At 42.0% G+C, this 23,577-nt stretch carries 20 protein-coding genes; 9 read left to right on the plus strand and 11 right to left on the minus strand.

Annotation, left to right across the window (positions count from 1 at the left end):
• Nucleotides 1-12 precede the first annotated feature (12 nt).
• From I2I33_RS15825 to I2I33_RS15840, 4 genes are all read left to right on the plus strand, one after another.
• Entirely contained in the window at nucleotides 13-1,572 is a 1,560-nt protein-coding gene (locus I2I33_RS15825) for a RagB/SusD family nutrient uptake outer membrane protein (RefSeq protein ID WP_195666846.1), read from the plus strand.
• Nucleotides 1,557-2,249 carry a hypothetical protein gene (locus tag I2I33_RS15830; RefSeq protein WP_087421166.1) on the plus strand — a complete coding sequence of 231 codons (693 nt, stop codon included), beginning with the start codon at nucleotides 1,557-1,559 and terminating at the stop codon, nucleotides 2,247-2,249. Before I2I33_RS15825 ends, I2I33_RS15830 begins: the two co-directional genes overlap by 16 nt.
• Nucleotides 2,250-2,260: 11 nt before the next feature.
• Nucleotides 2,261-3,034, plus strand: coding sequence for a hypothetical protein (locus tag I2I33_RS15835; RefSeq protein WP_140402587.1), 774 nt, complete (start codon nucleotides 2,261-2,263; stop codon nucleotides 3,032-3,034).
• A gap of 129 nt (nucleotides 3,035-3,163) precedes the next feature.
• Nucleotides 3,164-4,441, plus strand: coding sequence for a thioredoxin family protein (locus I2I33_RS15840; protein ID WP_229128339.1), 1,278 nt, complete (start codon nucleotides 3,164-3,166; stop codon nucleotides 4,439-4,441).
• Between the two features lie 38 nt (nucleotides 4,442-4,479).
• Here I2I33_RS15840 and I2I33_RS15845 read toward each other — a convergent pair whose 3' ends face one another.
• Nucleotides 4,480-6,423: a SpoIIE family protein phosphatase gene (locus I2I33_RS15845; protein ID WP_195666847.1), complete on the minus strand. Its 1,944-nt coding sequence runs from the start codon at nucleotides 6,421-6,423 to the stop codon at nucleotides 4,480-4,482.
• 445 nt (nucleotides 6,424-6,868) lie between these two features.
• On the opposite strand from I2I33_RS15845, the gene I2I33_RS15850 reads away from it, so the two are divergent.
• Nucleotides 6,869-8,461: a thiamine pyrophosphate-dependent enzyme gene (locus I2I33_RS15850; protein ID WP_087421163.1), complete on the plus strand. Its 1,593-nt coding sequence runs from the start codon at nucleotides 6,869-6,871 to the stop codon at nucleotides 8,459-8,461.
• Between the two features lie 47 nt (nucleotides 8,462-8,508).
• Nucleotides 8,509-9,096: an indolepyruvate oxidoreductase subunit beta gene (locus I2I33_RS15855; RefSeq protein WP_087421162.1), complete on the plus strand. Its 588-nt coding sequence runs from the start codon at nucleotides 8,509-8,511 to the stop codon at nucleotides 9,094-9,096.
• Nucleotides 9,097-9,193: 97 nt separating this feature from the next.
• On the opposite strand, the gene I2I33_RS15860 is transcribed toward I2I33_RS15855, so the two are convergent.
• The 5 genes from I2I33_RS15860 to I2I33_RS15880 form a co-directional block, all read right to left on the minus strand.
• Nucleotides 9,194-10,765, minus strand: a complete 1,572-nt coding sequence (locus I2I33_RS15860; protein ID WP_087421161.1) for a PKD-like family lipoprotein — start codon at nucleotides 10,763-10,765, stop codon at nucleotides 9,194-9,196.
• A 21-nt stretch (nucleotides 10,766-10,786) separates the two neighbouring features.
• Nucleotides 10,787-11,554 (minus strand): DUF4843 domain-containing protein, encoded by a 768-nt coding sequence (locus tag I2I33_RS15865; protein ID WP_087421160.1) that lies wholly within the window; start codon nucleotides 11,552-11,554, stop codon nucleotides 10,787-10,789.
• A gap of 15 nt (nucleotides 11,555-11,569) precedes the next feature.
• Complete coding sequence (locus tag I2I33_RS15870) at nucleotides 11,570-13,051, minus strand: RagB/SusD family nutrient uptake outer membrane protein (protein WP_162613779.1); 1,482 nt, start codon at nucleotides 13,049-13,051, stop codon at nucleotides 11,570-11,572.
• A 30-nt stretch (nucleotides 13,052-13,081) separates the two neighbouring features.
• Nucleotides 13,082-16,477 (minus strand): SusC/RagA family TonB-linked outer membrane protein, encoded by a 3,396-nt coding sequence (locus I2I33_RS15875; protein ID WP_087421158.1) that lies wholly within the window; start codon nucleotides 16,475-16,477, stop codon nucleotides 13,082-13,084.
• A gap of 148 nt (nucleotides 16,478-16,625) precedes the next feature.
• Nucleotides 16,626-17,750, minus strand: a complete 1,125-nt coding sequence (locus tag I2I33_RS15880) for a FecR family protein (RefSeq protein WP_087421157.1) — start codon at nucleotides 17,748-17,750, stop codon at nucleotides 16,626-16,628.
• Between the two features lie 159 nt (nucleotides 17,751-17,909).
• On the opposite strand from I2I33_RS15880, the gene I2I33_RS15885 reads away from it, so the two are divergent.
• Nucleotides 17,910-18,983 carry a thioredoxin family protein gene (locus tag I2I33_RS15885; protein ID WP_087421156.1) on the plus strand — a complete coding sequence of 358 codons (1,074 nt, stop codon included), beginning with the start codon at nucleotides 17,910-17,912 and terminating at the stop codon, nucleotides 18,981-18,983.
• Here the strand turns inward: I2I33_RS15885 and I2I33_RS15890 are convergent.
• Nucleotides 18,969-19,508 carry an RNA polymerase sigma factor gene (locus I2I33_RS15890; protein ID WP_087421155.1) on the minus strand — a complete coding sequence of 180 codons (540 nt, stop codon included), beginning with the start codon at nucleotides 19,506-19,508 and terminating at the stop codon, nucleotides 18,969-18,971. The genes I2I33_RS15885 and I2I33_RS15890 overlap by 15 nt on opposite strands.
• 508 nt (nucleotides 19,509-20,016) lie before the next feature.
• Between I2I33_RS15890 and I2I33_RS15895 the strand changes: the two genes are divergently transcribed.
• Both I2I33_RS15895 and I2I33_RS15900 read left to right on the plus strand, forming a co-directional pair.
• Nucleotides 20,017-20,319: a GNAT family N-acetyltransferase gene (locus I2I33_RS15895; RefSeq protein ID WP_027202300.1), complete on the plus strand. Its 303-nt coding sequence runs from the start codon at nucleotides 20,017-20,019 to the stop codon at nucleotides 20,317-20,319.
• Between the two features lie 6 nt (nucleotides 20,320-20,325).
• Nucleotides 20,326-20,541 (plus strand): (4Fe-4S)-binding protein, encoded by a 216-nt coding sequence (locus tag I2I33_RS15900; RefSeq protein ID WP_087421154.1) that lies wholly within the window; start codon nucleotides 20,326-20,328, stop codon nucleotides 20,539-20,541.
• A gap of 25 nt (nucleotides 20,542-20,566) precedes the next feature.
• Here I2I33_RS15900 and I2I33_RS15905 read toward each other — a convergent pair whose 3' ends face one another.
• The 4 genes from I2I33_RS15905 to I2I33_RS15920 are packed head-to-tail and all read right to left on the minus strand — an operon-like array spanning nucleotide 20,567 to nucleotide 23,575.
• Complete coding sequence (locus I2I33_RS15905; protein WP_087421153.1) at nucleotides 20,567-21,367, minus strand: metal ABC transporter permease; 801 nt, start codon at nucleotides 21,365-21,367, stop codon at nucleotides 20,567-20,569.
• A gap of 54 nt (nucleotides 21,368-21,421) precedes the next feature.
• Entirely contained in the window at nucleotides 21,422-22,210 is a 789-nt protein-coding gene (locus I2I33_RS15910; protein WP_087421152.1) for a metal ABC transporter ATP-binding protein, read from the minus strand.
• 4 nt (nucleotides 22,211-22,214) lie between these two features.
• A complete protein-coding gene (locus I2I33_RS15915; protein WP_087421151.1) occupies nucleotides 22,215-23,096 on the minus strand; it encodes a metal ABC transporter solute-binding protein, Zn/Mn family in 882 nt (293 codons plus the stop codon).
• On the minus strand, nucleotides 23,096-23,575 hold the full coding sequence (locus I2I33_RS15920) for an S-ribosylhomocysteine lyase (protein ID WP_087421150.1): 480 nt from the start codon (nucleotides 23,573-23,575) through the stop codon (nucleotides 23,096-23,098). The genes I2I33_RS15915 and I2I33_RS15920 overlap by 1 nt, the downstream gene beginning before the upstream one ends.
• Nucleotides 23,576-23,577 lie beyond the last annotated feature (2 nt).

Consider the following 23,577-nt stretch of genomic DNA (forward strand, 5'->3'; position numbering starts at 1 on the left):
CACGTGTTGATTATGAAAAAAATAATATTCCTTTTATTATTCCTGCCATTTTACTCGTGTAACGACTGGCTGGATGTGGAATCGGAAATTTCCGTCACATACCGGAATTATTTCCAAAGTGAAAGCGACCTGGAAAAGATCATGATAACCATGTTCGGTTTTGAAAAAAACATTCTTGCTTATGGGGATCATTATCTGGATTATGTGGGACTCCCGCGTGATTATCCAAGTACATATACAAAACCTTATCAGGAATTAAATTACGAAACTTTTTGGAGTAAAGGATGTGACAATTTCATGTCATGGAGTAATTACTACGCAACAATTTATATGGCAAACTTTCTACGGGATAACCAGTATCGAATCAAGAATATTCCGAAGGAACGTGTAAATTACTGGATGGCACAAGCAAATTTTATCAAAGGATTAATGTATTTCAAAATAGCCCAACACTGGGGAGAGGCTCCGATCGCTCCCAGTTCAGAGGAAGCAGAAGCCAGTGCCAAAAGCCCGGTTGACACCGTTCTTGCAGAAGCAATCCGTTGTGCGGAAGCAGCTTTGATTCTCCCACCCCATGATAAATTAACGGATGCCAACGGTACAGCGATAACTTCACGGCAATATGCCAGCCTAGGCTCAGTCCACACGCTATTGGCAAATATTTACGCCTGGATGGGAGGACTCTATGGCAAAGAAGAGTACTGGAAAAAAGCCGAACAAGAGGCATCCTTCATAATTGACGGGAAAGCTGGATTTTATGATCTGGAAAATAATATCAGCTTGTTGATTCAAAATACTTTAGGTAAAGCAAGAGCTACTAAAGAGGTTATATTTTCAATAGAAATCAATGAACAAGACGATCGATGGTATGATGCCGGTAACCTTGAATTACGTTATCCCGGTACCCTGCTAATCAACTATCCTTACACAGAAACTGATCCCAGAAAGATAAATAATACTCTTAGAGAAGAACGGATCTCGGTAAACACCGTGAAACAACTTTTCCCAGACCCGGAAGATCAACGAAGAAAAGAATACTGGTATAAACTAGGAGAAGAGCTTACCGTAGAAGGAGAAAAAGCCCCTTTCAAGCCCCGTTTTGCTTACATTAATAAATGGCGGGATGCGGTAAAAGCCACCAATCCTGAATCTATTATGCAAAATATCGGTGTCATAGCAATGGACGGAAACCGTATTATATGGCGTTTGGCCGACCTGATTCTTTTACGGGCAGAATGTAGGGCCCATCTTGGAATGACAACCGAAGCCCTAAAAGACCTAGACCGGATAAGGGACCGTGCCGGATTAAAAGGATATTCAGGAGCCACGGACAAAACCTCTTTGTTAAAAGAAATCTTCCATGAACGGGAAAGAGAATTGTTCGGCGAAGGTGAGCGTTATTTTGACATTGTCCGTAACGGTTATTTCCGGGAAGAACTGAAAGGCAATTATAAAATCTTATCCGAACAGGACGTAAAAGACGGGGCTCTTTATTTACGCATACCCAACAACGCATTCAATAAAAATCCATTAATGAAACAAAATTTATTCTGGTTATGGCATCAAAATTAAATTATATCACGATAGGCCTTATACTTCTGACCACATTCTGTATGTGTTCATGCACAAAGTATAATTATGTTGACGGCGGCACGGCAAACGGTATACATGATTGTTCCATGTGGGAATATTTCGAAAGTCACCCCACGGACTGGGATTCGACAATGATCATGATCGAACATGCCGGGTTAAAATCCATTTTTGAAGGTAAAGGCGGCTACGATCAAATTTCATTTTTCGGAGTCACGAGTTTAAGTATTGTACATTTCATCTTGGACCATAATCAAGAACTGGACGATTTGAAAGATTATTACGATGAAGAAGTGGATGAAAGCGAATACTGGCACCGGGTAACAGACATCCCAGTAGAAACTTGTGCCAGAATCTTAAAGGACTTGATCATCACGAAACGTTTGATGCTGGAAGAGGTTCCCGAAGGTTACCGGACACAGGAAGACCTGACTTATGAAGAATCAGGAGGAATGGTGGTTCCCACACTAGGCCATTCCTTGTTTATCTGGACATACTGGGAAGATTACGGCGGAGTGGAGAAAGCCGGAGGCCATCAACTATGGATAGCAAAACAGGGAGATGGAAACACAGACTGGCGGGTTGCCTCTACCAACATCCAGACGAACAACGGTGTGGTTCACGCCCTGGGATATGACCTTCAATTGATTAATTTTTAAATGTGACCATGATGAGAATAATCATACTTTTATTAATACTCGGATGTTCCATTCTTTTTTCCGGATGTCATGACGTTACGGTTGGCTACCTGTTCACGGAAAATGCCGGATATTCCAAAGACACCCTATACATTTTCAGTATAGAAGGAGAAATTGAAAAATTAGAAGGGAACCTTGAACACTTAAAGGAATTCACGGCAGAACTTCAGCAAGAACTAGACCGACTGGAAGAAGAAGCCAATAAATTATATTCAAAGTTAGACGAAATCTATGATGCACAAGATATTCTGTATGACGAATATTACGATCCGGCAACAACTGTTGCCAGAAAAGAAGAGCTGATGATTGAAATACAAAAACTATCGGACCGGGCAGATGAACTTTATGAACAAGTTGGAGAAGTCGATCAACAGCAAGCTGACATCTCAGACCAGATTGATAATGCCTCAAATGAATTAGGAATGGATGCTCCGAATGTCATAAAAGAACAGATCAGGAAATACCAAGAACAGATTGACTTTAACATCCCTTGGAGGACTTCCCAAATAGAAAGTGTTTTAGGAACAGAACCCATCATTTATACGGTTCTGGACGCAAAGAACACGCAAAGAAATGGGGATAAGTTCATGGAATACGTGCACGTGCAAGGCGGAGGACTTATCTACGTGGACCTTGGCGTTGAAAAACATGTTCCGGCAGGAGCCTACACGGTAACTCTGGAGATCAGGAATGAAGGGAGGACAAGAATAATGGAGGACGTGTATACCTTCGTCATTCAAGACTAGCCATTTCCCCAAGATACCCCTCCCCTCTATGTAAACGGGAGGGGACTCTACTTCTTTGTAAGAAGAAGCTAGATAATGGTCATAAAAATTAATTTCATAAATCATTTTACAATTTTATAGTACCCCGAAATGAAAAAACTACTCTATTTATTCATGTTCCTTTATTTGGGAACGTGGGGAGAATTATCCGCCCAAATGCTTCTGTTTAAAGGAACTTTTGAAGAGGCTTTAAAGAAAGCGCAAGCGGAAAAGAAAGACTTGTTCGTGGATTTTTATGCTGATTGGTGCGGCCCATGCAAAATAATGGCAGACAATATATTTACACGGCAAGAAGTCGGTAAATATTTCAATTCCAATTTCGTATGCGTACAGGTTGACGTCGAGGCGGGTGAAAATAAAGCATTAACTAAAAAATATAATGTAACAGCCCTGCCCACAATGGTATTCATCAGCCGGAACGGTAAAGAAATGCGACGCATCCAAGGAGCCGTTTCCCCAGAGGATTTAATACAAAATGGCAAAATAGCCTTGGGAGAAACATTGAGTTTCGAACAATTATACGAAAAATATAAAAAAGAGAAAAACGACTTCACCATACAACAACAATTATTGATAGAAGCTCCCCGTTTTATTGCTACCCAAAGCGGATATAACAGGCAAAAATGGGGTTCCCGAATCGAGAGCCTTTTCCCGGAATACTGTAAAAACAAAAAGTTGGAGAACATGATCAACGCCGCAGACTTCTATATCCTAACCCTGTATCACCCGCAAGCAGAGAAAGAAGACCCGATCTTTGATTTCGTGACGAAAAATTATAAAAGGTTTGCAGACTCCGTGGACAAACCGACGATCTTCGGTTATTTGGTCAGCCTGAACAACGGATATATTATTCGTTCGTGCAGAAAGGGAGACCTCAGCTACAAGGAACGCCTGAAACGGGTAAGCGGAGACTTGAAAGACATCTACTCCGAGTTCTCTTTCGGCACTCTCTCCGCCCAAGAAGCCACGACTTTACTGGCAGACGCCACGTATAACCTATATCGCCATAACGAAGATTTATTTTTCGAGAACATGAACAAATATTATTCCGGAAAAGGCGAACTGGTCGAGTGGGGAGATTACGCACAAGCTCTGGAGGACCTTGCCATTGTTTTTGAAGGCAAGATGTCCAAGAATGCTTACATGAAATGTATTCCTTGGATCTCGAAAGCTTTAGAAATGAATATCGATGCAGAAACCCGAACGCGTTTACTGATGATGTTGGGCGATTGCCTGAAAAACACGGGGAATAAAGAAAAAGCCAAACAGACTTACAATCAAGCCTTTCTAACCTGTACCCAGATCGAAAACAAAATGCAAGCAAAACAATTTCAAGAAATCATCCAACAAACATTACAAGAACTATAAATGTGCGTGCAAAAGTTTCCGAAACTTTACGGAGGGGCCTATAAAAGCCCCTCTGTTTTCTTTTTCCCACGGGCATTGAGCCGGAAACTCATCACGGTTAAATCATCCGATTGCTCAGCCTTCCCAACAAAACGTTTCACGTCCCCAACCACTTTCTCCACCATTTGCCGTGGCGCTAATTGGGAATGACTTGTCACCAAATTAAATAACCGATCTATCTTATAAAATTTAGATCGTTCATTTTGAGCTTCCGACACCCCATCCGTGTACAAAAGCAACTGAGAACCCGGAGCAAAATAACATTCCTGTTCCTCGTAATCATAATCGGAAGTAACACCCAAAGGTAAATTATCCGCAGTCTTGAAGAAAGACACGGTTCCATCCGGGGCAATCAATAACGGGTAAGGATGTCCCGCATTACAGAATCTCAGACGATTCGTGTTCAGATTCAATACCCCGGCAAAAAAAGTAATAAACATACTCGTGTTCCCGGTCCGAATCAAACTCTGGTTCATTAGATTCATGATATAATTCAAAGAGGTATCCCGCAGGGCCAAAGATCGCATCTGGCTGATCGTGGTTGCCATAAACAAGGAGGCAGGAACTCCTTTCCCCGAAACATCCCCAATGGCAAAACCAAACTCATCCTCGTTCAGCATCAAATAATCATACAAATCCCCTCCTACCTGACGAGCCGGATGCAACACGGCATGAATATCAATACATTCGGCTCCAAAGGTGGGAACAAATTGTTTCGGAACCATTCCCAATTGAATATCATGGGCGATACGCAACTCACTCTCGATCTTTTCATTCGCTGTCGTCGTCCGACGTAACTGATCCACGTATTCCGTCAATTGTTGCTGCATGAAAAGAAATGATTCATACAATTCCCCCAATTCATCCTTAGACCGGATACGTGGCAACGGTGTGTTAAAGTTCCCTTGTGCCACATCCCGAGCTGAAGCAGCAAATATCGTCAATGGTTTTGTGATTCGTCGCACGGCCACAAAACAAATAAAATAAACAAATAACAACAACAAGACAAAGCCAATCAGCAGATACATATTAAATTTGCTCAACTTACCAAACACCTGATCGTATGGACAAATTACCGCCATGTACCAATCGGTTGCCACCACCGGCGTGTAATACACATAGGACAGAACTCCCCCATCGTCCACGATGATACTACCGCTTTTTCCGGCTGCCATCTCGTTTACCAGAATAGTAACATTCGTATCCCGTGCCTCTTTTGCCGTTTCGAACATATTCTGACCAATCATTACCTCCCCTTCCCTGCGCAAGATATAACGTCCCTGCTTGTCAATAACCACGGAATAACTACCCTTATAAGGCTTTATCGAATCGACCAAATCACGCAACCATCGATTGGTTAAATCCACGGATAAAATACCAATTAGTTCATGCTTTTCCCCATGAACCGGGACCGCGTAAGACGTCGTGATCACATCCGGATCACCCGCATCCCGATAGGGCTTACTCCAGTATCGGTGTTCCCTCGCACCTTTGTACCAGCCTTTTTCAAAATAATTGTAATCTTCACTCCCGACTTGAATGGTCTTCACGGAATCTCCGACCATATATGAATAAGGGGCAAAGTAATGTCCCTTTTCCGGGAAATAGTAAGGTTCAAAAGCAATCGCACAACCAAAAATCTCCGGGTTATCTTTTACAATCCTCCGAGTGATACCAAACAAAGAATCCGGCTCCTTTACATATTCAACGATCATCCATCCTAGATTTTCAGGAATCTTTTCCACCTTACTCAATAACGCACTCACACGTAAATTTGCCTGAGCAGCCATACTCTCTATCTTATCCTCGGCCTCTTGCGACAACGTTTCCGTTGAGTAGTGATAAAATACGCCCACTAAAACAAAAGAAAGAATTGTAATGAACGAAATCACATACAAACTCAATTTAGCAGGAAAAGATTTTTTATATCGATCAAATATCATAATTATCAATTGATGAAAAGTTCCTTATTATACCCCGTTATAATAAGCCACGAATATACAAAAAAACTATAAAACTAGTACAAAAAAATAATTATTCAAGAGTCTTTTCCCAAGTGATTCCGGCTAACAAGCTCCATCAGTACTGATTGGAAAAAATAAACTTGTAAAAGAATTTCCACACACGAATACTTCTCATCTGAAATATTTGTTCTTATTAAATATTAATACTAATTTAGTCGCGAATTACAAACGAAAACGTTTTAAATATTTAGTAGATGTATAAACCATCAGAATATTATTTCGTTTTAGCCTACATCGTGGGCGTACTTAAATTGTTCGGGGGACTATGAAAATTCCGCCGGAGTAATTTCAGGCATCTTTTGGCAACAGGTATGTTGCTCTCTTTTAAGCAAAACAAACAACTCAAATCAATAATCTTTTAATTATGCAAAAACAACTATTATTAGGTGTTGAAGCTATTGCACAAGGTGCTATAGACGGAGGTATATCCGGCGTGTTCGCATACCCGGGAACCCCTTCAACAGAGATCACGGAATACATTCAGGAATCGAAGCAGGCTATCGCCCGTAACGTTCACCGGATGTGGTCTGCTAACGAAAAGACTGCCATGGAAACCGCACTAGGAATGTCCTATGCAGGAAAAAGAGCCTTGGTATGTATGAAACACGTGGGAATGAACGTGGCCGCAGACTGTTTCATGAACGCTGCTATTACCGGGGCTAACGGAGGTATGGTTATTATCGCTGCCGACGACCCATCTATGCACTCATCTCAAAACGAGCAAGATTCACGTGTATACGGTAAATTTGCCTTAATTCCAATCATGGAACCCTCTAACCAACAAGAGGCATACGACATGACCCGCTACGCTTTCGACTTGTCAGAGCAAATGGGAACTCCCGTGTTATTAAGAATCACGACTCGTCTGGCACACTCTCGTTCCGGTGTTGAACCAAGAGAGGCTAAAGCCGAAAATGAAATGCGTTTACCGGAAGACAAACGTCAATTCGTGTTACTTCCCGCTATCGCTAAAAAAAGATATAAATTATTACTAGAGAAACAAACCGCTTTCGAAGAGGCATCTGATAACTCTTCTTTCAACCAATATATTGACGGGGCTGACAAATCAATGGGTATCGTCGCTTGCGGTATCGGTTACAACTACCTGATGGAAGTGTTCGGTGGAAACTGTCCTTACCCGGTAGTAAAAGTAAGCCAATATCCTCTTCCGAGAAAGATGATCACCAAGTTGGCAGAAAGCACTGAAAAATTGCTCGTTTTAGAAGAAGGCTACCCGGTAATTGAAGAGGCTTTGAAAGGTTACTTGGAAAAAGAATGTGTACTCGGACGTTTGGATGGCACGCTCCCCAGAGACGGAGAGTTGAACCCGGATCACGTGGCGAAAGCATTCGGCTTACCTTCTATCGAAGGATCGCCTGTACCAGAGATCGTGGCACCTCGTCCACCGGCCCTTTGCGTGGGATGTAGCCACAGAGACGTGTACGCCGCCTTGAATGCAGTTGTTGCCGAATACCCGAATGCGCGTGTATTCTCTGACATTGGTTGTTACACTTTAGGAGCTCTTCCTCCATTCCAAGCAATCAACTCTTGCGTGGACATGGGTGCCTCTATCACCATGGCAAAAGGTGCCGCAGATGCAGGATTATACCCGGCTGTATCCGTTATCGGAGACTCCACGTTCACTCACTCCGGAATGACCGGGTTACTAGACGCTGTGAACGAGAAAGCTAACATCACGATTATCATTTCCGACAATGAATCCATCTCCATGACCGGAGGTCAGGAATCTTCAGCATTAGGACACCTGGAATCTATCTGTCGCGGTATTGGTGTTGAACCGGAACATATCCGTGTTCTACTTCCCGTACCGAAAAATCACGATGAATTGTGCAAGATCATCCGTGACGAGATCGAATACAAGGGTGTATCCGTGATCATCCCGAGAAGAGTTTGTATCCAGAAAGCTGCAAGAGACGCTAAGAAAAAGAAAAAATAAATTGATTCAAAGATCAATTTAAAATCTAAAACTTAAAATTTAAAATTATGAAGACAGATATTATATTAGCGGGTGTAGGTGGACAGGGAATCCTTTCTATCGCTGCAGCATTGGGGTCTGCCGCCCTCAACAATAACCTGTACATGAAACAAGCCGAGACTCACGGAATGAGTCAACGCGGGGGTGATGTGCAGTCTTTCATGAGAATCTCCGACAAACCGATTTTCTCTGACCTGATCGCCAAAGGAACAGCCGATATTATTCTTTCAGTTGAGCCGATGGAGGCATTACGTTATCTTCCCTATTTAAAAAAAGGGGGATACGTGGTAACGAACGCCACCCCGTTTATCAATATCCCGAACTATCCGGAAATTGAAACCTTGATGGCCACGTTGAAAACCCTTCCTCATCAAGTAATCATTGACGCTGACAGCATCGCTAAAGAGGCTGCAGGCAACGTACGTGCCAGCAACTTCGTGATGATGGGTGCCGGTTCTCCTTTCATCGAAATTCCCTTCGAATACTTGGAAAAAGGTATCATGGCAATTTTCGAACGTAAAGGTGCTGATGTCGTAGAGATGAACTTGAAGGCATTACGTGCCGGACGTGAATTCGCACAAAATTACATTAAATAATCGGATCTGGGGGAGTTGGCAATGACTCCCCTACTTTAAAAATACCGGTATTGTCTACTTAAACAATACCGGTATTTTTATTTTAAACAGAAGTAAATTAATAGGTGATGCGAGTACCCGAATTTCGATAAATGAAATTCTTTGCGACCCCTTTTCCCGTATAGGTATGAACCGCCTTCGGATTAATATCAGGAGTCGCTCCCTCCCGATTATATATTCGCAGTACCCAGTTACCACCCTTGTTAGAAAGAATGCTAAACACATCCACCGGAGTCACCGTACTCGGATCAGAAGAATGTGCAATGTACACAATCTCTTCATCCGCAGGAATAGAGATCATATTTTTCTTCTCAGTCTGATTACTTGGATTATAATAATGTACCACATTATCTCCCTTCGAATAATAAATGACACCACTATATGCCGGAGGTGTAGATAAAACGCCATATCCTTGTACGGCAAACACCTTACCATTTACAACATCGAATGATGCAGGAATCGTCAATCCGCGATAACCTTTATCATACACGGCATAATAATTTTGCATGACACCGACATTTATCTGCCACAAAGAGGCCACACCAGTCGTACGATCCTTCACAATAGCATACGTTCCTCCTACCGAAGTCGACGAATAAGGTTGCACCCCCATATAAATCAAATCACAATTCGTGAAGTACACCTCACCAACCGGTTTCAGAGAAAGCGGAGAAGCAGATTCAATCGCATTTTTTATCGGATAATGTTTCTGCACATAATACCCGACAAATTCTCCGGCACGATCATCGTAACACAAGCAACTACTACTACCTGCCGTTACCATCGAATTAAGCTGCATATCGTCATTCGGATATGCGTATCCGAAATGTCCACCGCCACCACCACCAAGATAAGCAAAATGAACAGCATTATTATTCATCAACATAAAACCACTTGTAGTTGCCCACACGCCTTGCGGCTTTTTAACAGCGGGTACTTCAAGAAAGGCATCATTCCATCTTTTCAACTGTTTCATACTGGTCCCCTCGTAGATACCCAAATCTTCATCGGTACAAATCATATAGGCCGGTTGCAAGTTCTTCCTCGTCCTATTTCCTTCTGCATCATACACGTAATATGCATATTGGTTATATTCGTAAGTACCTCGTATCGGTTTACCGGACAAACTTTCACCATTAATTGTTTTAAGAATATCCACGTTCAGTTCCCCGTTACGATCGATAAAATCAACATCCGTATATCCATTCTCATATTTGAGAATATAATAACCTTCACTGAAGAAACTGGCTACCACTAACTTCGATTTATAAAATGCTGAAGTCCCATTCGATTTATCTGTCACCTTAAACACCAATTGATAGGTCCCCGGTTCCATCGAAATTGTACAATCAAGTTTCTTACTTACTCCAAGCGTATCATTAGGCGCACTACTCGTTACCGTCCCCGGGAAAGCGTACCACACGTAATCATATTGAGATTCATCTCCTTCAATAGTCGGATCGATAACCAAATTTTCCAGCACGAGAACAGAATAGTTCTCGTCAATCCCCGATTTGATAATAGGAGCAACTACATCCGGGTTCTCATAACTGTAATTCCCGGTGTCCTCCACGCAAGCTGCAAAAGATATACCCAGCAGCATGGCAAATAAATATATTATTTGTTTCATAGTCTTCAATCTTTAAGATGTTTAAGATGCTGCAGGGAATGTTACCCGTGTACTGTCGGCCTCATAGATAGGCCCTTTAACGGCCTCATATTCGGCTAACTTTTCCCGCGCTTTTAGCTGTAAATAATACCTGTAATCCGTAATTAAGGTCTCGTCGAAAGTATTATACCCAACATAATCGATGATGAACCTCATCTTTTCTTGTCCCCACTCCCCGAAGGTGGCCAGATAACTATTCGGTGAATCCCAGTTAGCTGGTTTCGTGGCTTTACCAGTAATTTTAAGGACATACACGACACGATCCTTAATTCCCTGGATGAAATATTCATTAGGAAGAATTTCCATATCCAGCCGATACTCCTCGGTATCCATCTGTGGTGTTCGAGTCATGATCACCGGTAAGGCGACAGACACCTTATTTGCCGGCATCACCATTCTCTTCACCATTTCTGGATCATCGAATGCAACATAATGAGTTCCTGCAACAGCGGCTCCGGGTTCCCCGACATTGGACTGCACGATACGAAACGGGCGATCCTGAGCGGAAGGCGACCCCGTAAGCAACACGTCCAACCAAACCGTATCTACTTGAATAGATCCCGCCAAAAAGAAGGAATAGGATGTACTATCAAGTTGTGGCGTTCCCTTGCTATTGTTATTATAAATATCACGGAAAAAGAAAAGGGAACTTTCGTTATCAAACGTACTGATTTCATTTTCTTGGCAAGCAACAAAGGCCAGCACCGAAATGAAAAAGAAAAATCCGTATTTCATTATTTTATTGACCATAATCTAAGCATAAAATTATTCAAACGACATTTGGGATTCCGGGAAAGGAAGTTTATAAGACGCATCCGGCACCTCTTTCGTCACGGGCCATGTCAAGCTATTATACGTAAGCCGTTTATAAAAGAAAAACATTTGACCTTCACCATAAAATTCCTTTCGGTACTCTTTCTCAAGGCGACTCTTTATTGCCGCAGGAGTTGTCAAAGTTCCATCAATAGAGGCATCCAATACCCGAGCCATACGATATACTTTAAACAAATCATCCCGCCCACATTCCGTCACGATAAAATACATCTCGGCAAGCCGGATCAAAGGAATATCCGTTACGGCAGTCACTGTACTACCAGTTTCATTGTATTTTTTGAAAAAATTAAAAGCGGAACTGGCCAAAGGAACAATCCGGTTTTCCCACAAGCGACTATTCCGATAGCGAATATCAGAAGTGTGAAGAGAAGCTTCAAAGGCCTCGTCAAGATAAGCTACCGTCTGGGTATATGCCGTACTGTAATTAAAGAATACTGGTGTTAACGTTTGGGTTGCCAAAGTACTGCTGACTGCAAAAATATGCTCGGCAGGGAAAGTCATTTGTCCATTGTTGGCATCCGCATCACTTCCCAAAGTGAATTTTGACTTCTCATCACTATCCAAAGCATCTATCACAACCAAGGCATTTTCAAGCGCATCGGAAGTTTTCCCTATCCAAAGATAATAACGAGCCTTCGTCGCTTTCAAGGCATAATAGTTAAACCTTGACTGGCGGAAATAATGGTATTCATCAGCCGGATGTGGCAAATCTTGGTTCACTCCCTGCAAGTCATCCGGAGAGTTTAGGATGGTATTCGAATAAGTCAGGATCGGATCATCAACCAACAACTCCTCTGCATTGTTCAAGTCCATCAAAATATTATCAAGCACTTCCTGATATGACACGGCCAATAATTCCTGAGGATTTTTCGTGACTATTTTCACGTAAGGAATAGCTTTATCGGAACTCTTAGCCTTACTCGGAAGAGGTCCCCAATAACGTAAAATTTCCAAGTGCAGGAATGCTCGTAAGCCCAAGGCCTCCCCCTTTATCAATTCATAATTTCCATTTGTAAAGAGATCCTTCTTCGCATCAATATTCTCCAGAAGAGAATTGATATTAATAATCGTCTGGTAATATTGCAACCAAACATCCTCAAGAAGCTTTTTCGTTGAAGTCTGTGTAAAATCGAAATTACTGATATGATAGATCTCTGCCTGTGTCGAATTGGCAGATGGTATCGTCCAGTGCTGGGCCATCATTTCCGGCAGTTTCATCGTCGTGTTGAGCCCGTAAAGCTCCGAAGTCGCCATTCTGATATAAGCTCCGGTAAGTACATCTTTGAACCCTTGCTCGGACTCGAACATCGTAGTCTGCCGCATTTCGAGTTCCGGTTGTATATCCAGCCATTCGTTACACGAGGTAAACGTCAAGGCCACTGCAACTGATAAGTATAAATATATCTTTTTCATCTTCATGCTGATTGATTATTGTTTCTAGTATTAAAACCTTACCGATAGTGAAACCGAGAATTTACGGGCAAAAGGATAGGAAAGTCCGCGTTCCTGCTTAACCGTCGAAAGGTAGAAAACATCTTCGGCATAAAAACCGATGGCCAGATAGTCCAAACGGCAATGTCTCTTCAGCCATTCTGTATCGAATTCATAATTAACATTTAGCGTGTTAAGACTAAGGGCATTTTCCTTCATCACAAAACGGGAAGAGGCATTTGTGGTATTGAAATCTTTAATATTCTTGAATTTCGTAACATCACCTTCATTCTGCCAGCGATCGTACAAAGCCCGCTTGTCCAGATTTCCCCAGCGTTTCGCTGCAGTTGTCGTGTTCTCCACTTTATCCACAAGCGTCTGGTTATAGATATGGCCCCCAAGACGATAAGAGAACGTAGCATTCAACGTAATATCTCTCCATCGGAACATGGTTCTGAGATTGCCCCGAACTTTAGGTTCATTCACACCGAAAGGCACCTTGTCTTTCGGGTCCCACGTGTAGACTCTCTCCCCATCCTTGTTCAAAAACAATTCAGAACCTGTTGCCGGATCAATTCCAAGTGAACGAACCACGAAAATCGTATTCATGGACTGTCCCTCCTGGTAAAGAAAGCTCGGATTAGGTCCGGCCTCGTCTAACAATTCTGAATTAAGGAATTCCAACGCATTGGATATTTTCAGTATCTTGTTTACATTGTGTGCAAGATTTCCCCCGACAGACCACATAATATGACTTTCACTATTTCTGATCAAAAACACATTAGCGTCAAGCTCGATACCCCTGTTGCGTACCTCCCCGACATTTGCCTTATAACTGGAGAAACCTCCGGCCGTGGGCAGATTAATATCTGTAAGCAAATCCTCCGTGAGCTTATTGTAATAGTCCACGTTCAAACGTACCAAACCATTGAAAAGAGAGGTTTCAACTCCCAGATTCAATTGCTTTGTCTTCTGCCAAGACAAATCCGGATTACCCATTCCAAGCATATATGCCCCGTTCCAATACTTATAGTTCTCCTGTCCAAAATACCGGTAAGTGGTCAGTGCCTGATACGAACTGAAATTCTGGGACCCGATAGTACCATAAGAGAAGCGAAAACGAAGTAAATTAATAGCATTTGACGAACTCAAAAAATTTTCATTATGTACGTTCCATCCCAACCCGGCAGAAAAGAAAGGAGCCGTACGGTCATTACTTCCAAATTTGGACGATCCCTCGATCTTCCCAGAGAAATCGACAAAATAACGACGATCGTAAGTATAGTTGACATTAAATATCAAACCTAACCGACGGGAATGAGCCTCCGTACTGGTAGGCTTTCCTAAAGCATAAGCTCCGGCCATTCCCAAGTTCTTCATATTCAACGACGAGAAACCTCGCCCGGTAACAGAATAGCTCTCATCCTTATCTTCTGCAAGATTGGCACTCAACCCGGCATAAAGCTGATGAACTTTATTGAAAATTTTCGTGTAATTGACCGTTAAATTCCCCTCGTATGAAAACATATAGGAGGTCGTGTAGGTATAACTTCCCTTCATATTGGAATTCTCACCCTTGTACTCGTCAGTGTCAAAACTGGTATGCTCGCGGGAAAGATATTTATCCGTACGAGAATCCTGTTTCGTGAAACCGAAGTTTCCCCGCACGAACAAGTCGGAAGTGATTTTCCACTCTATGGCAAAGTTATTCTGGATATTCGTGTAACTACCATCATCCCGAGAAGGCAGCGACGCATTGTAAAGCGGATTACCAGCCGGATCCGGAGTCCGGGAGGTCTGGGATATAGTTTCCACCAACTGTTTCTTTATATGCCCCTCGTCATCATAAGGAGTATAAATTGGATTCGCCAGAGAATATTCCGAAAAACTTCCATACGGAGAATTTTTATTTTTATTATAACTAATAGTCAAATCGTTTTGAAACTTCAGATTTTTAAGTTCATACTGGAAATACAAATTTCCCGATAACGTGTTACGTGACGATCCTTTCATCACTCCATTGATATTATTATAAGAAAGTCCGATCGCATATTTGAAGTTATCTGAGCCCCCGTCTACCCGCAAGCTATGTCGATTCCCGACACCCGTCTTCACCGGATACTTCAGCCAATAGGTATTCACACCCCGTTCGACTTCAATCAAACGACGATTATACAGTTCCATCAGATTCTGGTTATTGGGATTGTACTTATCATCAAGCATTCCTGCCGCTACTTCATAATCTAGCTTTTCTCGGGCGTTCATCAAGTTATAAGATGTGAAATCAGGAGCCTCTATATTGACAGATCCGCGATAACTCACTCTCAACTTACCGGCTTCTGGACGCTTGAGAGTAATCACTACCACCCCATTCGCCCCGCGAGCCCCATACATCGCAGTAGCGCTTGCATCTTTCAGCAGCGTGATTGTTTCAACAAGCTCGTCATCCATATCCATCACTCGTTGAAGTGACACCTCGAAACCATCCATGATAAACAAAGGTAAGTTAGCCGTACTCTTCACGCTACTCTCCTCTTGAAGATTGCGCACATTGACATCCATACTGGTACGCCCGCGAATGGTAATATCCGGCAACTGGTTCGGGTCCGATCCAAATTCAATATTATCCGCTATATTAAAACTCGGATCAATATTACTAATCTGAGACAAAATACTACGATTACCCGATGCTTTCAGATCGCTGGCGGAAATCGTTTTAACTGCCCCTGTGTAACTTTCACGGGATTTATTGAAAATACCTGTCACGACAACCTGATCTATTGATTGGACATCATCCTGTAACACGACATTGATTTCCGTTTTTCCGGTAATACGAACTTCCTGCGAAGTCTTCCCGATAAAGGAAACCACTACCAGATCGTGATCAGCCGGGACCTCCAGTTCAAAATTACCGGTAGCATTTGTAACCACTCCCACGCTTGTACCTTTGACAACAACCGTCGCACCGATAAGAGGCAATCCATCAGCCTCGGTAACAACTCCTTTTATCTTCACAGCTTTTTGTCTAATAGTATCTTGCACCGGTTGTTCCTTAATTTTAATAATGACCACTTTCCCCTCAATCTGGTATGTACAAGGCTTTCCGATCAAAACGGCATCCATCAAACGTTTTATGGAAACATTGGTAACGTTCACACTGACTTTCCCAATACTCTGTACTGTTTCCGTACTATACATGAATGAATAGTCAGTCTGTGCTTCGACCTCCCGAACGATTTCCTCGAACGGAACATTTTGTTTATTGATACTTATGTTTCGGTTTTCCTGTGCAGACACTTGCGAAGAAAACAGAGAAAAGAAACATAACACCACAATAACAAGCAAACATCTTGCTCTTGGGGAAGAAATTCTATTTCCCCAAAGACACTCTTGTCTCTTTTTTTTCATACATTTAATTGGTAGGTTTATCGAGTTCTAAAATTATTATCTTTGCAAAAGTCGAAGGGTGAAAAGAAGAAGAACTCGTTAACCTTCTTTCCCCTGTTTGGTTGACCCGAATTCCTGCCCGAATTCGGGTTCATCATTTGTGTTACAGTTATTCTTTGCCGTTCTTAATTTTTATATGATTCCCAGATACTAAAAATCTAATCTCACCCGTCTTTTCCATCAGACTCATTAATTGGTCAAAACGATCCATATGTGGAAGCCTTAACCGAAACTTCTTGTTTTTTAACGCACTATCCTCAAAGCTATACTCGAAACCAAACCACTGACTGAATTCATGCATAATCTCGTCAAGAGTTCGGTTGTCGAACACGAACATTCCCCGGGATCGTTCCCTGTAAACATCCGCATTCACCTCCTCAACTTTGATTTGCCGATTCCCGCAATCGAAGATGGCCATCTGATTCGGTTGCAAGACCGTCGTACCGTTCAGCATCACCTTACCAGTAACAAGCACGGTTTCTATCGTTTGTTCTTCTTTGTAAGCTCTCACATTAAAACTCGTTCCCAAGACTTCAATCGAAACCTGTTCCGTATTTACTGTAAAGGGTCGAGTAGAATCACGTTTCACGTTAAAGTACCCCTCACCCAACAACATCACGGAACGCTCATCCAACGAGAAGAATTCCGGGAACTGCAATTCAGAACCGGGATATAACACTACGGTCGTACTATCTTCCAAGATGATGGTTCGTGTTGCACCACACAAAACCCTCACTTTATATAATTCCGGAGCAGATGTCGATTTTTTTTCCAAGGGAACCGTATTTTGTCGGATAATATCCAGTACGTTCGTTTTATCCGTCAACACCACGCTATGACCGGAAGGAAACTCAAGTACCGTCTCATTTTCCAGCAAAACAATCTCTCTTCCCGTATCATCAACCTGGTTCATATACAAATAAAACCCACCGGAAAGCCCGAGGCATACAATAATAATTGCGGCATACCGTAACAAAAGCCTCCCGACATGACGTTTCGGACGTTTCAGTTCATTCTCTATAGACAACCACACTTTTTTCCCAGTTTCTATTTCTGCATCATCATTACCCAATGTCATTTCCTTTTCGGCAACATCCTGAATAATTTTCTGAATGTTCACACCCGCTTTCCTCGCCAGCGAGACAAGCTCTTTTTTCTCCCCTTCAGATATATCCTGCATGACGAACTTCGTTAGCAGCCGTGCAAGCCTTGTCGATTTATAATACTCTTTCATGTTTCAACAATGTTTTTACACTTCTAATATCCACAACCGGACAAAAGGTATTATCCTATGACCCAAAAAATGTTTTTACATTTAAAAAGATAACAGGATAATACCTTTTCATCTCTTCTGGATATTTAAGGAAGTAAAAACACTTATCAATTTGAAATTATGAAAAAATGTATTTTAGTACTGGCTATTGTATTATCATCAGTAGCTCTTTTTGCCCAAGGTGTTAATTTTCAAGAATTAACACTCAAAGAAGCATGTGCAAAAGCAAAGGCCGAAAACAAACTTGTATTCATAGATTGTTATACAGATTGGTGTGGGCCATGCCGGTTGATGACCGAAGAAATATTCCCCATGAAAGAAATGGGAGACTATTTCAACCCGAAATACATATGTATTAAAGCAAATGCTGAAAAAGGTGAAGAAGGTCCCGCCATCAAGGAAAAATTCGGGATCAAAGCGTACCCGACATTTGTCATTCTCAACAACGATGGCAACCTGATACATATGTTTGCCGGTGGAGTGCTGGGACTTGAGTTTATTGATAAAGTTGAAGAATCCTTTAACCCGGAACTTGCGTTCGGAGAACTTCAAAAGCGATACAATGCAGGCGAACGGAGTAAAAAGCTAACCTCTAGCTATCTTCAAGCATTACAACATACCTACACGACGAACGTGGGTCCCCTCATCGAAGAGTTTGCCAACTCTCTAAGTGATGATGAATTGATATGCGAGGAGTGTTTGTTTCTATTCGACGAACACGCACGGTTAGGTTCTCCACGAGAGAAATTCCTTACACAACACGTGGAAAAATTCCGTGAAGTCGTGGGGCAAGATAAAGTGGATCAAATCCTAAATCGGAAATACGAAGCCTATTATTGTGGTATTCTTGGCAAACAAATGGCTGCAACCACGACTGATGTAGAACAAGTTAACAAACAACTGGAAGCACTTCACCTTACTGGAGTAACCTCTTTACCTCTCTATCAAGCGGCAGTAGCCACTTATCTGACGAAAGAAGGAGGGGAAGCACTTTTCGAAATGATTAAAAAGGTATCCGGTGACCTTGAAAATAATGACATCGATCGATTCCTATACTTCACCATTCCGGCCGTAAACGAAGTATGGAGTGAAGACCAGAGTAAACAAATTGTCGCTCTGATTAACAAAGACGATATACGAACCCGGATCATAAACACGCTGGAACGTCAGAAAAAGACTTCACAACCCAAATAAAAGAACAAAACTACTAATATCTTTAAGTTCTTGACGTAAAGAGGCATAGGCTTTTGTTTTTTGGTTCTTTACCGTATTGATAGAAATATTGAGAGTGTCGGCGATCATCTGTTCGCTCATGCCGGACATCGACAACAGAATGATCTCCCGACGCTTTTCAGGTAATAAGGAAATGGCCCGGGATATTTCACGATTAAACTCGATTTCGGTGATTTTGAGCAATACATCATCACTCTCCTTGTTCTCGGCAGATTCGAGATTCAGTACATGTTTATTTCTCGTGATGTATTTCACCGTATTATTTCTCAACGCTTTATAAAAATAAGCCTTAAAATGATCTTCACTCTTGAAAGCTTGTCGTTTATCCCAGATATGAATGAACACCTCTTGAAGAATATCGTCTGCAGAAGAATCGTCAACTTGGAAAGACTTGACAAACTGGCGTCCTGCAGAGAAAAATCCCCAGAATAACTCTTCGAATGCACGTTGATTTCCTTCCCGAAATCTTTTAATTATCTCATCCATAAAACAACTTTATTTACATATCCACTATTGACTTTCCTGTATTCCGTTTCTTACCTCCAACAAAATAACTATCCACAAACCCACAAAAGGTACTATCGTACCCTAACATTATTTTAGGTCACAAACCCCATATCATACATAGATCCTAAAAGGAAACACCAGACTAAAGCTAGAAATAAATTTCCAGCAAAAACAATTGAAACAAAACTTTAACATACAATCACCTCTAGGTCATACCTATGTTCCTTCGATGTTTCAATATAACTCCGTTTTGATTCATTCCGCATTCAAATGTATTTTCTCCGGCGATCACTCGCAAGTGACACGGAGAAAGCACGGAGAAGACACGGAGAAAACCTAGCCAAACAATAGAGTAACAACGTACCATGAGAGTAATAAAACACGTGTTAGTGAATAACTATATCCATGTTCAAAAAATTCTCTAAAAACAGAACAAAATCGCTTTTCAAAACGTTTAATTTATAATTAAACTTTAAAAATTAAGGCTATGACTGAGGATTATGAATTAAAAGATGACGTACATCGGCAACAATACGAATTCCGTATCGGGAACTATACCCCGAAAATCGAATATATAAAATCAATCAACGGAGAAATATATCTTACCCATACCGAAGTCCCGCGGGAACTGGAAGGGAAAGGGATAGGTAGCCAGTTGGTAGAAAAAACGTTACAAGACATTGAGCGGCAAGGTTTACGGTTAGTTCCACTTTGTCCTTTCGTGGCAGCTTATATCAAGAAACACCCCGAATGGAGACGCATCGTGATGAAAGGTATTAATATAAAATAAGCACACATGGATAAGAAAATTGAATATACAAACGGAGAGTTAACCATTATCTGGCAACCGGGTTTATGCCAACACGCCGGAGTGTGCGTGAAAATGTTACCCAAGGTATACAATCCCAAAGAAAGACCTTGGGTCAAAATCGAGAACGCCACAACGGCAGAATTAATCGAACAAATTAACAAATGTCCCTCTGGAGCATTAAGTTACAAAATGAATAAGTAGTGAAAGTCGCCGAATTCGGCGACTTTTATTTTTTCCTTTTCCACAAATAGCAAACAATAAATATCAACAAGAAACAAAGCACGATAGTTGCCCCCGAAGGTAATTTCAGCGCTGCCGAAGTAAATAAGCCGATAACCGAACCAGCACAACTAATAATCGTTGCCCACACGAGCTGTTTCGTGAAATTCTTATGAAACATCCCGGCAATAGCCTGTGGCATGGTGAGGTACGAAATCACGAGAATGATTCCCGCTAGTTTCATACACAACACGATACACAAAGCGATCAATGCCGTAATTCCGATTTCCAGACCATTCAATGCGACGAAATGTGTCCGGCTGTATTCTTTATCAAAAGCGATATAGAATAGAGGACGATAAAATTTAGCAAAAAACACGATGATCACTAAACACAACAAAAGCGAGAGAATAACCTGCTCCCCCGTCACCGTGAGGATATTACCAAACAAATAAGATAACAAATTAGGAGCATACCCCGGTGTCAGATAAATAAACAACACCCCGATGGCCATACCCGCAGACCAGAATATTCCAATCAAGGAATCTTCCTTAAATCGCTTGTTATCCGAAAGATATAGAATACAGAAAGCGGCGGCCAAAGCAAACACGGCCGCTCCGAAAAGAGGCGATAGCCCTAAGAAATAGGCTAATCCCAATCCCCCGAAAGAAGCATGTGTGATTCCCCCACTGATAAAGACCATCCGTTTGGCCACGATATAAGTTCCTATCAATCCACAACTCACGCCAATCAGAATTGTACACAACAATGCATTCTGGAAAAAAGTATATTCTAATAATTCAAACACCTTATTAATTTTAGATTTAATGATTTTAGATTTTAGATTGAAAAAACAATCAATCTAGTGCTTCCCTTCACTTTCAATTTTCAATTCTCCATTTTCAATTGTACGATCGTGTTTCAACAACACCCGATGAGGCACCGTACCGTGAGAGATCAATTCAATCGGACAATTATATAATTTCAATTGTTCCGGCGTGATCAGATTTGATTCATGGTAATGCAAGCCGCCATTCACGCAGGCTATCGTCTTCACGTAAGAGCAGATTGTTCCCAAATCGTGAGAAACCATCACGATACTCATCGTTTTGTTCAACTCGCCCAACACGGAATAGAACTCATTCTCAAAATTCGCATCCACGTAAGTAGAAGGCTCATCCAGAATAAGAATCTTCGGGGAAGAAATAATAGCTCGACACAGGAATACCCGCTGCATCTGTCCCCCGGAAAGCTCTCCTATCGGGCGATTCCCGAATCCTCCCATCCCGTATGTTTTTAAAAGCTCATCCACCTTTTCCCGATCAGCCCTCGTGTAACCCTTAAAAATTCCCTTCTCCGACATCAAACCGGACAAAACGACCTCTTTCACGCTAATCGGAAATCTCGCGTCAAAACGGCTGTTCTGAGGCAAATAACCAAACAAAGATTGTTTAGTAACATGATAAACAATTTCACCGGAGAAAGGTTTTAGCAATCCCAAAATCACCTTCAATAAAGTTGTTTTTCCACCCCCGTTCGGTCCGATGATCCCGATAAAATCATGTTCCCGAATGGTAAGATTTACATCCCGCAACACGACCGCCTGCTCGTATCCCGCTGTAATCCCTTTTAACTCCAGAAGTTCATTCATTCTTCTATTTCATTTTCTGTTCAATGATACCCAATAAAGAACACATCTCGGCCTTCCAGTCCGGACTCAGCGGGTCTATGGTTATCACCTCTCCATCAATCTCCTTGGCGATAGCCTTGGCATTGGCCACATCAAATTGATTCTGAATGAAAACAATCTTTATTCCTTTAGCCCGGCAAGTATCGATCACCACTTTCAAGTGCGAAGGATTCGGTTCCTTTCCCTCATCTTCAATAGAGATTTGTTCCATCCCGTAATCCTTGGCAAAATAAGTCAGTGCCGGATGATAAATTAGAAAAGTTTTATTCTCTTTCTTCGGAATAATTCGACGGGCTGCCTGATCAATGCTATCAATCTCCACCCGGAACTGACGATAGTTCTTTTCAAACGCCTCCCTCTGATCGGGGAATTTTGCCGCCAACACATCCAATATCGTGCGAGCCATCATCTCCGCATACCGGGGAGACATCCACACGTGAGGATCAAAATTCCCGTCATGCGAACCGTGATCGTGCTGATGTCCATGTCCGTGGTCATGATTACAAGTTCCTTGCTCCAAATCCATCCCGACAGATTGCTTCACGAGTAACATATTTTTCTGAGTTTCCAGAAAAGGATACAAATTACTCAACTCGAAAGGCAAATATCCCACGGCAAAATAAACAGAGCTATTGTGTAAAGCCTTCAACTGCTCCGTACTCAGATCACTCACCGCAGGATTCGCTCCCGGTGGAATCATCACGTTCACCTTCACGTAATCACCCGCAATTCTCTCCACGAAATAACGCTGTGGCAAAATACTCACGCTAATCGTTCTCTCCTTGTCTTTATTCTCCCCACAAGCCGTTAATAAGGCTATCAAAACAACTATAATTCCTATTTTCATTATATTGGATATATCAAATTCTTCTCTTCGATCACGTCTAACACTTCGGAAAGATATTTTGCAGCCTCGTATTTTGCCATGGGTAAATTGTGCAACAAATAATTACCGCAATCTCTAGCAGCAACACCGGGGACTTCTCCCTCGAAATCCCGGATAAAACGGAAGGTTTCCCGCATTAACTCCACGATGTCACGGGACTCCAAGTCGCCTTTCATCAAAAAGTAATTTCCCGTACAGCACCCCATTGGTCCCCAAAACACGATCTTGTCACCCCACTCCTTATGATTGCGCAAATAGGTCGCCGCCAGATGCTCTATCGTATGTAACTCTCCCTGTCCTAACACGGGTTCCCGGTTCGGTTCCTTCATGCGTATATCAAACGTCGTGACCACCTGATCACCTAAATAGTCTTTACGGGAAACATAAATTCCCCTCAACAAGCGCAGGTGATCAATCGTAAAACTCGGTATTTTTTCCATGC

Origin of the sequence: Butyricimonas sp. BSD2780061689_150309_C8 (genome assembly GCF_015560935.1) — a bacterium.
GTDB classification, from domain to species: Bacteria; Bacteroidota; Bacteroidia; order Bacteroidales; family Marinifilaceae; genus Butyricimonas; species Butyricimonas paravirosa.

What these genes read in the sequence shown, in the direction of transcription:
- I2I33_RS15855 (WP_087421162.1), top strand. Translation starts at nt 8,509, where the DNA reads ATGAAGACAGATATTATATTAGCGGGTGTAGGTGGACAGGGAATCCTT.
- I2I33_RS15860 (WP_087421161.1), bottom strand. Translation starts at nt 10,765, where the DNA reads ATGAAACAAATAATATATTTATTTGCCATGCTGCTGGGTATATCTTTT.
- I2I33_RS15865 (WP_087421160.1), bottom strand. Translation starts at nt 11,554, where the DNA reads ATGGTCAATAAAATAATGAAATACGGATTTTTCTTTTTCATTTCGGTG.
- I2I33_RS15900 (WP_087421154.1), top strand. Translation starts at nt 20,326, where the DNA reads ATGGATAAGAAAATTGAATATACAAACGGAGAGTTAACCATTATCTGG.
- I2I33_RS15870 (WP_162613779.1), bottom strand. Translation starts at nt 13,051, where the DNA reads ATGAAAAAGATATATTTATACTTATCAGTTGCAGTGGCCTTGACGTTT.
- I2I33_RS15875 (WP_087421158.1), bottom strand. Translation starts at nt 16,477, where the DNA reads ATGAAAAAAAAGAGACAAGAGTGTCTTTGGGGAAATAGAATTTCTTCC.
- I2I33_RS15890 (WP_087421155.1), bottom strand. Translation starts at nt 19,508, where the DNA reads ATGGATGAGATAATTAAAAGATTTCGGGAAGGAAATCAACGTGCATTC.
- I2I33_RS15845 (WP_195666847.1), bottom strand. Translation starts at nt 6,423, where the DNA reads ATGATATTTGATCGATATAAAAAATCTTTTCCTGCTAAATTGAGTTTG.
- I2I33_RS15895 (WP_027202300.1), top strand. Translation starts at nt 20,017, where the DNA reads ATGACTGAGGATTATGAATTAAAAGATGACGTACATCGGCAACAATAC.
- I2I33_RS15840 (WP_229128339.1), top strand. Translation starts at nt 3,164, where the DNA reads ATGAAAAAACTACTCTATTTATTCATGTTCCTTTATTTGGGAACGTGG.
- I2I33_RS15850 (WP_087421163.1), top strand. Translation starts at nt 6,869, where the DNA reads ATGCAAAAACAACTATTATTAGGTGTTGAAGCTATTGCACAAGGTGCT.
- I2I33_RS15920 (WP_087421150.1), bottom strand. Translation starts at nt 23,575, where the DNA reads ATGGAAAAAATACCGAGTTTTACGATTGATCACCTGCGCTTGTTGAGG.
- I2I33_RS15830 (WP_087421166.1), top strand. Translation starts at nt 1,557, where the DNA reads ATGGCATCAAAATTAAATTATATCACGATAGGCCTTATACTTCTGACC.
- I2I33_RS15835 (WP_140402587.1), top strand. Translation starts at nt 2,261, where the DNA reads ATGAGAATAATCATACTTTTATTAATACTCGGATGTTCCATTCTTTTT.
- I2I33_RS15880 (WP_087421157.1), bottom strand. Translation starts at nt 17,750, where the DNA reads ATGAAAGAGTATTATAAATCGACAAGGCTTGCACGGCTGCTAACGAAG.
- I2I33_RS15825 (WP_195666846.1), top strand. Translation starts at nt 13, where the DNA reads ATGAAAAAAATAATATTCCTTTTATTATTCCTGCCATTTTACTCGTGT.
- I2I33_RS15915 (WP_087421151.1), bottom strand. Translation starts at nt 23,096, where the DNA reads ATGAAAATAGGAATTATAGTTGTTTTGATAGCCTTATTAACGGCTTGT.
- I2I33_RS15885 (WP_087421156.1), top strand. Translation starts at nt 17,910, where the DNA reads ATGAAAAAATGTATTTTAGTACTGGCTATTGTATTATCATCAGTAGCT.
- I2I33_RS15910 (WP_087421152.1), bottom strand. Translation starts at nt 22,210, where the DNA reads ATGAATGAACTTCTGGAGTTAAAAGGGATTACAGCGGGATACGAGCAG.